Source organism: Cohnella sp. OV330 (assembly GCF_900112065.1).
Lineage (GTDB): Bacteria > Bacillota > Bacilli > Paenibacillales > Paenibacillaceae > Cohnella.
The window spans coordinates 244,895-258,485 of record NZ_FOKE01000006.1 but is presented as its reverse complement, the minus strand read 5'-3'; the positions used below and the strand labels follow the sequence as shown (position 1 = coordinate 258,485).

13 protein-coding genes are annotated in these 13,591 nt (G+C 60.8%); 4 read left to right on the top strand and 9 right to left on the bottom strand.

Going from position 1 to position 13,591, the window contains the following annotated elements:
• Positions 1–30: 30 nt before the first annotated feature.
• The 3 genes from typA to BM235_RS16310 form a co-directional block, all read right to left on the bottom strand.
• Positions 31–1,872: a translational GTPase TypA gene (gene typA, locus BM235_RS16320; RefSeq protein WP_090115138.1), complete on the bottom strand. Its 1,842-nt coding sequence runs from the start codon at positions 1,870–1,872 to the stop codon at positions 31–33.
• Positions 1,873–2,072: 200 nt separating this feature from the next.
• A complete protein-coding gene (locus tag BM235_RS16315; protein ID WP_090115136.1) occupies positions 2,073–2,567 on the bottom strand; it encodes a hypothetical protein in 495 nt (164 codons plus the stop codon).
• Positions 2,568–2,696: 129 nt separating this feature from the next.
• The gene (locus BM235_RS16310; protein ID WP_090115134.1) at positions 2,697–3,371 is read right to left on the bottom strand and encodes a YjbE family putative metal transport protein; all 675 of its coding nucleotides are present in this window, start codon (positions 3,369–3,371) and stop codon (positions 2,697–2,699) included.
• A 133-nt stretch (positions 3,372–3,504) separates the two neighbouring features.
• On the opposite strand from BM235_RS16310, the gene BM235_RS16305 reads away from it, so the two are divergent.
• Positions 3,505–4,227, top strand: a complete 723-nt coding sequence (locus BM235_RS16305) for a TerC family protein (protein ID WP_090115132.1) — start codon at positions 3,505–3,507, stop codon at positions 4,225–4,227.
• A gap of 115 nt (positions 4,228–4,342) precedes the next feature.
• Here the strand turns inward: BM235_RS16305 and thiI are convergent, their stop codons facing one another.
• From thiI to BM235_RS16280, 5 genes are all read right to left on the bottom strand, one after another.
• Complete coding sequence (gene thiI / locus BM235_RS16300; protein ID WP_090115130.1) at positions 4,343–5,569, bottom strand: tRNA uracil 4-sulfurtransferase ThiI; 1,227 nt, start codon at positions 5,567–5,569, stop codon at positions 4,343–4,345.
• Positions 5,570–5,572: 3 nt separating this feature from the next.
• Positions 5,573–6,730, bottom strand: coding sequence for a cysteine desulfurase family protein (locus tag BM235_RS16295; protein WP_090115128.1), 1,158 nt, complete (start codon positions 6,728–6,730; stop codon positions 5,573–5,575).
• A 107-nt stretch (positions 6,731–6,837) separates the two neighbouring features.
• Complete coding sequence (locus BM235_RS16290; RefSeq protein ID WP_255374415.1) at positions 6,838–7,629, bottom strand: lytic transglycosylase domain-containing protein; 792 nt, start codon at positions 7,627–7,629, stop codon at positions 6,838–6,840.
• A 154-nt stretch (positions 7,630–7,783) separates the two neighbouring features.
• Positions 7,784–7,993 (bottom strand): DUF1540 domain-containing protein, encoded by a 210-nt coding sequence (locus BM235_RS16285; protein WP_090115126.1) that lies wholly within the window; start codon positions 7,991–7,993, stop codon positions 7,784–7,786.
• Positions 7,994–8,078: 85 nt separating this feature from the next.
• Positions 8,079–8,567: a YpuI family protein gene (locus BM235_RS16280; protein ID WP_090115124.1), complete on the bottom strand. Its 489-nt coding sequence runs from the start codon at positions 8,565–8,567 to the stop codon at positions 8,079–8,081.
• A gap of 215 nt (positions 8,568–8,782) precedes the next feature.
• Here BM235_RS16280 and BM235_RS16275 point away from each other — a divergent pair, with 215 nt between their 5' ends.
• From BM235_RS16275 to BM235_RS16265, 3 genes are all read left to right on the top strand, one after another.
• Complete coding sequence (locus BM235_RS16275) at positions 8,783–10,774, top strand: S8 family peptidase (protein ID WP_090115123.1); 1,992 nt, start codon at positions 8,783–8,785, stop codon at positions 10,772–10,774.
• Positions 10,775–11,033: 259 nt separating this feature from the next.
• Positions 11,034–11,792: a DsbA family protein gene (locus BM235_RS16270; protein ID WP_255374414.1), complete on the top strand. Its 759-nt coding sequence runs from the start codon at positions 11,034–11,036 to the stop codon at positions 11,790–11,792.
• 16 nt (positions 11,793–11,808) lie between these two features.
• Positions 11,809–12,279, top strand: a complete 471-nt coding sequence (locus BM235_RS16265) for a disulfide oxidoreductase (protein WP_090115121.1) — start codon at positions 11,809–11,811, stop codon at positions 12,277–12,279.
• A gap of 71 nt (positions 12,280–12,350) precedes the next feature.
• Here the strand turns inward: BM235_RS16265 and BM235_RS16260 are convergent, their stop codons facing one another.
• Positions 12,351–13,580, bottom strand: coding sequence for an aminopeptidase (locus BM235_RS16260; protein ID WP_090115119.1), 1,230 nt, complete (start codon positions 13,578–13,580; stop codon positions 12,351–12,353).
• Positions 13,581–13,591 lie beyond the last annotated feature (11 nt).

Genomic DNA, 13,591 nt, shown 5'->3' with positions numbered 1-13,591 from the left:
CGCTCCTCCTTTCCACTCTCGGACGTCCGATTAAACGCCGGACTCGGCCATCTTGCGCTGCTTTTCCGAACGCTCTCGCTCGCTCTTGTTCAGCAGCTTCTTGCGCAGTCTGATCGACTTCGGCGTAATCTCGCACAGCTCGTCGTCGTTCAGGTACTCGAGCGCTTCTTCCATCGACATCAGGCGAGGCGACTTGAGCTTGACCGTCTCTTCCTTGTTGGCCGTACGGATGTTGTTGAGCGCCTTCTCTTTGCAAATGTTGACGATGATGTCGTTGTCGCGGGTATGCTCGCCGACGATCATGCCTTCATAGATCTCCGTGCCCGGCTCGACGAACATGATGCCGCGGTCTTCGACGCCCATCATGCCGTAGACGGTAGAAGAACCCGTCTCGCTGGCGACGAGCACGCCTTGGTGACGGCCGCCGACCTGGCCGCCCACGACCGGGCCGTAGCTGTCGAATGCGTGGTTCATGACGCCGTAGCCGCGCGTCAGCGTCAGGAAGTTCGTGCGGTAGCCGATGAGGCCGCGCGCAGGGATGAGAAATTCGAGACGGACTTGGCCGTTGCCGTTATTGATCATGTTCACCATATCCGCCTTGCGCGTGCCGAGGCTCTCCATGACGTTGCCCATGCTCTCCTCGGGCACGTCGATCATCAGGCGCTCGATCGGCTCGCTCTTGACGCCGTCGATCTCGCGAAGGATGACCTCCGGCTTGGACACTTGAAGCTCATAGCCTTCGCGGCGCATATTCTCGATGAGGATGCCGAGATGCAGCTCGCCGCGGCCGCTGACGACGAAGGCATCGGGGCTGTCGGTCTCGTCGACGCGCAGCGCCACGTCCGTCTCCAGCTCCTTGAACAGTCGCTCGCGCAGCTTGCGCGAGGTGACGTGCTTGCCTTCGCGGCCCGCGAACGGGCTGTTGTTGACGAGGAAGCGCATCTGCAGCGTCGGCTCGTCGATCTTGAGCACCGGCAGCGCCTCAGGATTCGCCGGGTCCGCGATCGTCTCGCCGATGTTGACGTCCTTGATGCCGGCGATGGCGATGATGTCGCCTGCTGCCGCTTCTTCCATCTCGACGCGCTTCAGGCCTTGGAAGCCGAACAGCTTTTCGATGCGGGCTTGACGGATCTTGCCTTCGCGGTCGAGGACGGCGACCGGCTGGCCTTGACGGATCTTCCCGCGATTGACGCGGCCGATCGGAATGCGGCCCAGGTACTCGTTGTAATCGAGCAGCGTGACGAGGAACTGCAGCGGCTCGTCCGGATTTTCGGTCGGATGCGGAATCTTCTCGATGATCGTCTCGTACAGCGGCTCCATCGTCGTGCCGAGCGTATCCGCGTCAAGGCTCGCGATGCCGTTCAGGCCGGACGCATAGACGACCGGGAATTCGAGCTGCTCGTCGTTCGCCTCGAGCTCGATGAACAGCTCGAGCACTTCGTCGATGACTTCGGCCGGACGCGCCGCCGGACGGTCGATCTTGTTGACGACGACGATGGGCGTCAGACCCGCTTCAAGCGCCTTGCGAAGAACGAACTTGGTTTGCGGCATGCAGCCTTCGAACGCGTCGACGACCAGCAGGACGCCGTCGACCATCTTCATGATCCGTTCGACTTCGCCGCCGAAGTCGGCGTGTCCGGGGGTGTCGACGATATTGATCAGATGATCCTTATAGTGGACGGCGGTGTTCTTCGCCAGAATCGTGATGCCGCGCTCCCGCTCGAGATCGTTGGAGTCCATCGCTCTTTCTTGGACTTGCTCGTTGTCCCGGAACGTGCCGGATTGACGCAGCAGCTGATCGACGAGCGTCGTCTTGCCGTGGTCAACGTGGGCGATGATCGCGATGTTGCGGATTTGGTCTCTTTGTTGCATGGTTCCACTCCTTGTAATTTTTATATCTGTATCCATTATGATCGACAAGCCCGATTCGACTGAATCGAACCCGCCGCCCCTAATTTACCGTGTCCAACACAAAACGCCGACGCGAGGCCGACGTTGTCTACATCCCTTCAATTATACGCTAAGCGAGCCCGATTGCCAACCCTCAGTTGTCGAACTTCATCAGGTTCGGATTATCGGCGGCGTCTGCGCGGCTTGCGCCGGCTCAGGACAAGCCAGACGCCGAATCCGATCAAGGCCGCAGCGAGCAGATAGATCCCCCACGTCCACAGCAGCATGATGGCGAACAGCAGGAGCGAGAGCGCTCCGATGCCCATCGCGGCGTTCCACACAGCGCGGTCCTTGCCGATGCCGAAAACGGCGTATTCGTACAAGCCGATCGCGATCGAGAGCAAAAAGAGCGGCCAAATATACCGCATCGAGCCCCAGCCGAACCAGTTGCCGACCATGAGCAGCAGCGACGATCCGGTCAGGATGCCGGCAGGCACGAGAATGACGGCAGGCACGATGCCGCCGAAATACAGCACGTGGAGCAAAATGCCGACGATTAAAATCAGGATCGGCCAAAACACGGCCCCGATAAATGAAAAGACGCCCAACTTGCCGAGCAAAATGATCAATCCCGCAGCCAAAATCCAGATTCCAACCGCGGCGGATTGCTTGTTCAACGCGTCTCCCCCACTTCGCTTGTCTATTGCGAACGAACGAAATTCGTTTCTTTTATCTAACAGTTTAATGGAAGTCGGGGTAAAAAACTAGTTCGACGCGTTTAAAAAAGATGAAAAGCCACAATGCTGTCACGAATGTACGCGGCTTCTCCGCTTCATCCAGAGCGCCGCCGTCAAGAGGGCCGCCACGGCCGCGAAAGGCAGCGCCCGCATTCCGTTCTCGCTTAAAAGAGAGATTAGCGGCACGAGTCCTTTGTCCTTCAGCGCCATCTCGCATGCGGCATAGGCGAGCAGCGCGCCGCCCGCATACAAAAGAAAAGAATATCGGTCCAGCAAATGCATAATGAACGAGCTGCCCCAAATAATGATAGGTATGCTCATCGCGATGCCGATCAGAAGCAGCGCCGTATCCTCGCCTGCGACGGCTGCCACGGCGAGCACGTTGTCCAAGCTCATGACGAAGTCGGCGACCACGATCGTCCATACGGCGCCCGCGAGCGTGGACGCGCCCGTGCCGGCGTTAACCTCTTCCTTGTGGTCCGTCAGCAGCTTGAAGGCGATGACGAACAGCAGGACGGCGCCGGCAGTCTGCAAATAAGGGATGTCCAGCAGCAAAGCGGCCAGCACGGTGAGCGCGCACCGCAGCAGCACGGCCGCGGCCGCCCCCCACCATACCGCGCGTCGTCGCTGCGCGGGCGGCAGTCTCCGGCCGGCCATGGCGATGACGACGGCGTTGTCGCCGCTGAGCAGCAAATTGATAAGTACGATTTGCGAAAAAACGACCAATTGACCCCATATTTCCATGAAGCGCACCTCCTCCCCCAGTTATATGTACAGGCCGGTCTTAATATGAAAGGAGCCGGCGCCGCATTTTTTTGAATCCTTCTCGTCCGCCCGCCGTATAAACGATTATCAATTCAATGCTGGAGGGTCGGGAATGGATTTTTTGAACGCCGAATTTTTTACCGCCTTGATTACGATCGTCTTGATCGACTTGATGCTCGCGGGCGACAACGCGATCGTCATCGGCCTGGCCGCTCGAAACCTGCCGAAGGCGAGCCAGAAAAAAGCGATTCTATGGGGAACGGCCGGCGCCGTCATCATTCGGGTGATCGCGACGCTGCTGATCGTATATTTGCTTAAAATCCCGTTTTTGCTTGCCGTCGGCGGCGTCGTGCTCATCTGGATCGCCTACAAGCTGCTCGTCCAGGAAGAGTCGCACGAGCATGTCGAAGCCGGGAGCAATTTATGGACCGCGATCCGAACGATCGTTATCGCGGATGCCGCGATGGGCCTCGACAACGTGATCGCAGTCGCCGGAGCCGCTTCGGGCGGCAGCTCCTCCGACCACAGCACGCTGCTTGTCATCCTGGGATTGCTCATCAGCATCCCGATCGTGGTCTGGGGCAGCACGATTTTCGTCAATTTGATCAAGCGGTTCCCCTGGATCATCTATATCGGCTCCGCCATACTGGCGTACACAGCGGCCAAAATGATCACCCACGAAAAGAAATTCGAAGAACTGTTCGACAACGATGCGACGAATTGGACATTCATCATCGTGATCGTCATCGCGGTAATGGCGCTCGGCATCTGGAGCAACGCCGCCAAAAACCGTAAAAACGAAGCCCGCAAGCTGAATTCCCCGAATACGCCTTAACTTTCGCCGCTCTCTAAAAGAGCCGAGACCTCGACGGGTCCCGGCTCTTTTTCGCATTCAAAAAAAAGCCTATCCGGTCGTCAGCCGACCCGGACAGGCTATTGTTCTCCCTCGCTTAGAACCAACGATCTTCGGCGGCAGCGGAAGGTCGCTTTTCCTCCCGCCCCTGCGGCGTCATGACGACCGTCTCCGTACCTGCCACAGCCTCGGCAACCAGACGTTCAAGCTGCTCGCCCAGCGCATGCTCGATGCCCTCGACGACGCGCAGGTTCGGATTCGTGGCCGGCGATTTGGGCACGAACAACGTGCAGCAATCCTCGTAAGGCAAAATGGACGTCTCGTACGTGCCGATCCGCTCGGAGATGCGAATGATCTCCAGCTTGTCCATCATGACGAGCGGCCGGAGCAGCGGCAGCTCCGCGGCGCGCCCGATGACGTTCATGCTGCCGAGGGTCTGGCTGGCGACCTGGCCGAGACTATCTCCCGTGACGAGCGCGAGCGCCCCGGACCGCTCCGCGAGGCGCTCCGCAATCCGAAGCATCGAACGGCGCATCAACGTGATGATGAGATGGTCCTGCTTCTGCTGCGCCAGCATCGTCTGCAGCTCGGTGAACGGCACGAGGTGAAGCTTGATGCGGCCGCCGTAGTAGGCCAGCCGCTGGGCCAAGGCAATGACTTTATCGGTCGCCTGCTGGCTCGTGAACGGGTAACTGTGGAAGTGTACGGCTTCGATCTCCAGCCCTTTGCGCATCGCGGTCCAGCCGGCTACGGGGCTGTCGATGCCGCCGGACAGCAGCAGCATCGCTTTGCCGTTCATACCGAGCGGGAAACCGCCTGCGCCGGGTACGACCGTGCAGTAGACGAATACGCCCTGCTGCTGGATGTCCAGCCGCAGCTCGACGTCCGGCTCGCGCACGTCGACCTTAAGCGACGGCGTGTTGCGCAGCACATGGGCGCCGACCAGATGGTTCATCTCCATCGAATCATGGGGAAAAGTCTTCCAGGCGCGTTTCACGCTCATTTTGAAGGTCGAAGGCACCGGCCGGTGCGCTTCCATGACGGCCAGCGCGGCTTTGCGGATGTCCTCTAGATCGTGCTTCGCCCTCAGTACCGGGCTGATCGTCCAGATCCCGAACACGTCGGTCAACCTGGAGAGGACGCGAGCGCCGTCCGCACCGTTCAGCTTAATATAAACGCGGCCGAACGAGCTCTCGTACGACAGCTCCGGGTAGTCCGTCAACGCCTGCTTGATCTTGCCCAGCATGAGCGTTTCGAACTTGCCGCGGTTGCGTCCTTTGAGCGTAAGCTCGCCCAGCCTAACGAGCAAATAGTCAAAATTCATCGTTTAGTCCCTTTCCAGCGGCTTCAGCTTGGCTACGGTCATCCGCAGCCGCTCGGCCAGCGTGTCGATATCTTCGGATGCATGCTCGTCGCCGAAGCTGATCCGGATGCTCCCGGCTCCCCTCGCTTCGCCCAGCCCCATCGCCATCAGGACGCGGCTCGGCTTCAAACTCTTGGACGAGCAGGCCGATTGCGTAGACACGAGCACGCCGTGCTCCTCGAGCATATGAAGCAACACCTCTGGCCGCATGCCGGGATAGGACAGGTTGACGATCTGCGGGGAGGCGAGCCGTTCTTCCTCGGGGCTGTTCAGCACATACTCGGGAATTTCCTTCACACGGTCTAGCAGCCTCCGCCTTAAGTCGTACATCCGCGTGCGCCGCTCCGGCATCGATTCGAGCGCGAGTCGAAGCGCCTGCGCCATGCCTACGATGCCGGGCAGATTGTGCGTGCCGCTGCGCGCGTCGCTCTCCTGTCCGCCGCCCGCGAGCAGCGGACGGAGCTTCAGCCCGTCGCGCACGAGCAAATAACCGGCGCCTCTCGGACCTCTGAACTTGTGGGCCGAAGCGCTGTACAGGTCCACGCGGGAACGCGCCCAGTCGAACGGCACCTTGCCTACCGCCTGCACGCCGTCCACATGGAACCGGATCCTCGGATGGTCCCGGAGCAGCTCGCCGATCTCTTCGATCGGCTGCAGCGCGCCCGTCTCGTTGTTCACGTGCATGACGCTCACGAGCGCCGTGTCTTCGGCGATCGCGGCAGCGACGTCCGCGGCGCCGATTCGGCCATGCGCGTCCGGCATCAGGTAGGTGACGCGCACGCCTTCGCTCTCGAGCTGCTTGGCCGTGGCGTGCACGGAGGAATGCTCGATCGCGGTCGTGATCAGGTGCTTGCCCTTGCGGCCAGTCTGCCCCAGTATGCCCTTCATCGCCAGATTGTTGCTCTCCGTGCCGCCGGACGTGAAGACCACTTCGCCCGGCGCCGCGCCTAGGAGCGCGGCGATAGCGGTTCTGGCTCGCTCGACCAGCTTGCCCGCGTCGGTGCCGGCCCGGTGAAGCGCCGAAGGATTGGCATAATGCTCGGCCATCAGCTCGGCGACCGTACGGATCACGGATTCGTAGGGCGGCGTGGAAGCGCTATGATCGAAGTAGTAGGTTTTCAATGGTCGGAGTTCCCTTCTTTGCCGCAAACAAAGAAAAAGACCAGAGGCGGCACGAAGCCGCCTTGATCCCTTCTCGCGTCAGCGTTCATTAATCTAGCGAACCGTGATTAAGGCAGCGTCCATCCGCTGCGCGCCGCCAATACTTTGCCGATATAGGCCTGCGTCTCCGAGGGAAGCTCGGACAGGCGAGCCGCCACGTCGTCGTCGGAGCGAAGCCCGATGCGATCGACGCGGCCCGGTCCGGCATTGTAAGCGGCAAGCGCGGTCATCTCGCTGCCGTCGTACTTGCGCAGCAAATAAGACAAATACCGGCTCCCGCCGTCGATATTTTGAGCGGGATCGAACGAATCCGACACGCCGAGACCAGCGGCGGTGCCATCCATCAGCTGCATGAGCCCTTTGGCGCCGGCCGACGAGCCCGCGTTCGGATTAAACGAGGACTCCGTCTGAATGACGCCCTTGATCAGGGCGGGATCGATCCCGTAGCGCTCGGCCGCGGCTTGGATCAAGCCGTCGTAAGCCGACGTTGACGCGCTCGCGTCGGCCGCGAGCTCGCCCGTGCCGCCAAGTTCGAGGCTGCCGAGCGGGCTCGTCCCGTACGAACCTGCGTTCAGGGACAAAAGCCCGAGGCTCGCCGTCGAACCGGAAGTACCGGTTGACATACCGTTCAGCGCCGACAAGCCGTCCAGCGCGCCGGAATCGGCGTAACCGTAGCTGTCCGTGCTGCCCATATACTGAGAGAGCAACTGGGTGAACAAATTGTTGTCGCCGGCACCCGACGTCACGGCGTCGGCGCTGCCTGCGAACGGATCTATTCCTGAGGTAAGCTGCGCCAGCAAAAGCTGCTTCAACATCCGCGGGTCGACAGAACTGCCCGTGATGCCGTTAATATATGTCATCGACGAATCCGCCCTTTTATTCGACATTTTACCTTTTCCATTGTACAACACTTCGCGGCCGACGACCAGCATATCGCGGCGAATATCCCCGGCAAGCGCAATCGCCGCCCGTCCCGGGAAACCCGGTGCGGGCGGCGATCGGCAAAACGAATGATCAAGAATTCGGCTTGAAGGTCAGGCAGCAGGTGCTCCTCGAGCTGGCCGCCTTGTCATGGTGCTCGGCGAACGATTCGTCCCCGAACTCCTCATTCCAGTCGGCCTTGGCGTGCGCGTCGATCTCGATGGCGATTTCTTCGGCGCCGCACCGGTTGCCCTTGTCCCAGAACGCGCAATTGCTGACGCTGCAGGCTACGCCTCTAGGCATAACGGAATCACCTCCGCCGCTTAGTCTGGCCACTTCGGGTCAGCGCATGCGGGCGGCAATCAGGGATGTGCAGGCTTGCTTGGCCTTATTTGGACTGCAGGCGGCATTGAATGAGATATTCGCTCTCGTAATAAGCAAGGTCTTCCCGAAGCTCCTCGTAGACGCGCGACACGCCCAGCACGAGATCGCGGGCCGCCCGAACGGGCTTGGCGCGGAAGCGAATCGCGTCCTGCCCGGTGTATGCGTACCGGCCGTCTTCGGAATATCCTTCGTTTTTCGGATAGAAAAAGGCATTGACGCAATAATGGTAAACCTCGTAAAGGGAACGTTCGGCGGCCTTCTCGTCAAAGTTCGGCCTGCGGAGCAGCGCGCCCAGCTTCTCGTACGACACTTCGGAAAATACGAGCAGGTGGCGGAGATCGGACAGCAGTCCGGCATAAAACGATTCGGCGTTATCTTCGGCAACCAACTGCGGAAGCGCGTGTCCGTTCAGGAAGGTCTCAAGTGGATCGATGGCCGCTTTGAGTTTGTCGCGGCTGGACTCGGCTAACGCCTTCACGTTGGCGGATGGCATAAATTGCTTTCCCCTTTCCATATATGCACATGCATGGGGCGCCTCACAGAGTTCCCGAGAGACGCAATGCCTTTATCGTACCATAAATCGACCTCGAACGGTACTGCGCCGCGCGCAATTCCTCCGTATAATTTTTCCCCCTTATCAAAGCCTACAAAGGCGATAAGCCGAGACCTTCGCGTTCACCCCTACATGCAAAAGGAGTCGATCCGCCCATGCGCCGCAGATATGCGATCGTCGGATTATTATTTACTGTTGCCGTGGCCATCTTCGCCGTGCCGATCATCGTGCCGGCGCCCGGCGCGCGGGACGTCTCTCCTCCGGCCCGGCAGGAGAGCCGGTACTCGGCGGCGGCCAAGGAAGAGCATGCCGAAAAGCTCGACACGATCAAGCGGGATATGGAGACGACCGGCATGCTGTGCCGGATCGAATGCAGCAGCGATATGCGCAAGCTGGCGGCCGCGGCTTCAAAATCCGGATCAGCCACCCTGTCAGAGGCACGGAAAAAAGCGTTCATGAAGGACATGCTGGCTGCCAATCCGCACTTTGAAGCGATGGCGTGGACGTCCGCACCATCCGGTTCTTCGGGTTCGTCCGAGGCCGCAGTCGGCGCGAAAATGGAGCGATACGACCCCACGGTTCGGCAGGCCTGGCAAGAAGGGATGTCCGCGGTCCGTCAGGGACGCAGCTTTGAATCCGCCGCCCTCCCGATCCACGGCGACAGCGGCTACGTGCTCGCGGTTCCGGCCGGCGGCGGCGGCCTCGTCGCCCTGATTCACGCGGACGCCATCGACGAAGTCGGAAAACATCAACGCCGAAACTTGCGGCTCGTGCCGTATCCCGACAACAGCCGCTTCAGAACGCAAGCGACGGAGCCGGGCAGGCTGAAGGACAAGCAGGTTACGTCGGGCGACGCGAACGGCAACGCCAGCCATTACGCCGTCGACGAAGTCGTCGTCAAGTTGAGGCGCCAGCTCACGCCGCGGGAGCTTCTGCAGCTGCGCAAAACGTTGAACCTGACTGTCGCACGCGAGCACCGCCGGCAGACGTACGTTTTCCGATCGAAGACGCTCCGGACCGCCCAGTTGATCGACTACTTCAAGAAAAACTGGAACCCCGTCTTCGCGGAGCCGCATTACCTGTATTTGACCAACGACGGCAAGCCAGCGGGCCGCCCGGCGCCGCTTGGCGCGGGAAGCCCGCTCCAGACCGACGTCGTGCCCAACGACACGCTGTACGGGCAATACCAGTGGAACCTGCCGGAGATCGCGACGGAGCGCGGCTGGAACGTCACCCGAGGCAAGCAGGACATCGTCGTCGCCGTCGTCGATACCGGCGTCCAGCTGGATCATCCGGATCTGAAGGGCCGCCTCGTGGCGGGCACCAACATCGTGGATCCTTCGGCGCCGCCGGAGGACGATGTCGGACACGGCACCCACGTCGCGGGCATTATCGCCGCCGAGGTGAACAACAACGAAGGCGTCGCGGGCATGACCTGGTACACGAAAGTGATGCCGGTCAAGGCGCTGGACAACTCCGGCGCCGGCACGACCTACTCCGTCGCCGAAGGCATCATCTGGGCGGCCGACCATGGCGCGCAGGTCATCAATCTGAGCCTCGGCAACTATGCGGAGGCCCAGTTCCTTCACGACGCGATCAAATACGCGCACGATAAGGGCGTAATTGTCGTTGCCGCCAGCGGCAACGACAACACGGATCGGCCCGGCTATCCGGCCGCCTATCCGGAGGTCGTCGCGGTGGGCGCGACCGGCTCCGACGAGCTGCGGGCGCCGTATTCGAATTACGGCGACTATATCGACGTAGCCGCGCCGGGCACCTCTATCGCCAGCACGTATCCCGGTAGCCGGTACGCGGCGCTATCCGGCACGTCGATGGCTGCGCCGCACGTGTCGGCGCTCGCTTCGCTCATGCTGGCGGCAGACGGCAGCTTGACGAACGACCGGATCGCCGAGCTGCTCGGCAAGACCGCCAGAGACCTCGGCGCAGCCGGCAAAGACACGGAATTCGGCTACGGCCAGATCGACGTGCGCGGGGCCGTGGAGGCGGCCGCGGGCAAAAGCGCCGCTCCGGCCGCTAATAAGCAGGCTGCCGTTGCCGACACGCAAAACGCAGGCCAGGCCGACATCGTTCAGCAACGGCTCCTGGTAAGATTGCAAAACTTGTTGTCCAACCTGCTGGGCCGCTGACGTCGCTTCCCTCGTTTGCCGTCCTTCCGGCCGAAAGCATGATGCGCTTCTCTCGCGAACGATCGGCTTAAAAACCGTTCTGCCGCGGAGCTCGGGACATTGCGCTCCCGCTCTCCGCGCGGAACGGCTTTTATTTTGCCGCCTCGAAAACTACGATTTGTCGTTTGACTCTCGGACTTCTATAATAGAGAGAAGCGCGGTTTGGAAAGATCGCCGAAATTACGATGAATATTCATCCGGAACGAAGGGGTCGAGCTCATTGGACAAGGCACAGCGAAAGAAAGAAGAACGGTTGAAAAAAGAAGAGTTGGCGCGCAAGAGGCGCAAGCAATCGCGGATCTGGGTTTGGACGACGGTCGTGGCCGCCGTGGCGATCATCGCGCTTGCCATCGTATTCCGGCCCGAGCCCGAGGACTTGAATTTCGATTACGATACGCTGCCGACGATCGGCCAGACCGACGCGCCCGTCAAGCTCGTCGAATTCGGCGATTTCAAGTGTACGACATGCAAATATTTTAACGACGAGATCTATCCGAAGTTAAAGGCGGACTTTATCGATACAGGCAAAATATCGCTCAGCTTCATGAACTTCACGATCATCAGCCCGCAGACGGACTCGAGAACCGCCGCGCTCGCCGCGCAAGCCGTCTATCATCAGAGCAACGACGAGTTTTGGAACTTCTATCATGCCGTCTACGAAAATCAAGGCGCCGAGAGCGCGACTTGGGCGACCTCGGACTTCCTCGTCAAACTGGCGCAGGACAAGTCGCTGAAGCTCGACTTCGACAAGCTGAAAAAAGACATCGACGGCGCTACATACCAGTCCGAAGTGGACAAACACAATAAGATCGCGCGCGACAACAGCTTCACCGGCACGCCGACCCTTGTTCTGAACGGCAAAAAGCTGTCCGACGACCAGGCGCTGAGCTACGACAATCTGAAAGCCGAGATCGAGAAGGCGCTCAAGGCGTCGCCGGAAGCGCCGGCCGCCTCGACCGCTTCCGCCTCGGCCTCCTAAGGAGGACGCTTAAGCGATGCGTTCGTTTATCCGGGCTAACTTCCTCTACTTGGCATGGGTCGTCTCGCTCGTCGCGACCGGCGGCAGCCTTTTCATGAGCGAGGTGCTGAACTACGCGCCCTGCAAGCTGTGCTGGCTGCAGCGGATCTTCATGTACCCGCTCGTGCTGCTGCTCGGCCGCGCCGCCATTCGCGGCGACCGGCGCATCGTCGGCTACGTCGCGCCGTTAATCGCGATCGGCGGGTTCATCTCGCTCTATCATTACGGCGAGCAAAAGGTGCCGGGCATGGCCAGCATTCTCCCCTGCACGGTCGGCGTTCCGTGCAACGAAGATTACTTGGATTGGTTCGGCGTCATCACCATTCCGCTTATGGCGCTCACGGCCTTTATCCTGATCGGTCTGCTGCTCTGGTACGGGAGCAGGAAGCAAGGCCGCGACGGCTGGGCCGAAGCCGAATCCGACGACTCGGAATTCGAGGATCGTTAAGCGGCGAACGCCGCAAAGCAAAAAAAGGTTGGCCGGCAGCTGCCGGTCAACCTTTTTTCGATGCGCGATCGTCACGCCCAATTGCCGTTCCTGAAGATAGGCACGACCGTTCCGTCTTCCAAGTAGCCGTCGATATCCATCTCGGCGGACCCGATCATGAAGTCGACGTGCGCGACGCTCGTATTGACGCCGCTCGCCGCCAGCTCTTCCGGCGTCATCGTCTTGCCGCCCTCGACGTTGAACGCGTAGCCGCTGCCGATGGCGAAGTGATTGGACGCATTCTCGTCGAACAGCGTGTTGTAGAACAGGATGTTCGACTCCGAGATCGGCGAGCGATGCGGGACGAGCGCCATCTCCCCGAGATAATGCGAGCCTTCGTCGGTCTCGACGAGCTGCTGCAGGATCGCTTCGCCCTCCTCGGCCTCGGCCTTGACGATCCGTCCGAGCGCGAACGTCAGCTTGAAGCGGTCGATGATATTGCCCGCATAGCTGAGCGGCTTCGTGCTGCTCACGTAGCCGTTCACCCCGTCGCGCCGGGGTGCCGTAAACACTTCTTCGGTCGGCATGTTCGCCATGAAGTTGACGCCGCCAGGCGTCACGCTTGAGGCGCCGACCCACAGATGGCGATCCGGCAGCTCGACCGTCAGGTCCGTGCCGGCGGCTTTGTAGTGCAGCTTGCGCAGACGCAAGCCGTTCAGCCAATCGACCTTGCCGTGCAGGACGCGGTCATGCTCGCGCCAAGCTTCGACCGGGTCGTCCGCGTGCAGGCGGACCGCGTCGAAGATCGCCAGCCACAGCTTGCTGAGCGCGATTTCCGGCGCATCGCCCGGGAACACTTTTTGCGCCCAATCGTTCGATGCCGCCGCCGCGACCGTCCACGCGACCTTGTCGGATTGGATCGCCCTGCGAAATTCGGCGAGTCCCGCGCCGGCCGCTTTTTGATAGTCGCCGATCCGCTGCGGATCGACGCCCTTCAGAACGTCCGGGCCCGACGAGACGAACGAGATGAAGCAGGCGCCCTTTTCCACGAAGCTGCCGCGTTTCAACGTCTCCCATGCGGGGAATGACCGGAATACTTCGGGGTCCGCATGATCGTATTTGAGGCGGGACACCGCGTCGTCGCTCCAATCCACGTGCACGTTGGAAGCGCCCGCTTCATAGGCCGCCGCGGCGACGAGGCGCGTCAGCGGCGCCGTCTCGATCTGGCTGACGATGAACACTTCCTGGCCTTGTTGGACGTTCGCGCCGACTTTGACGATAAGTTCCGCGTACCGGGCCAGCTGCTGCTCGAATGGTTCCATAGGATCATCCT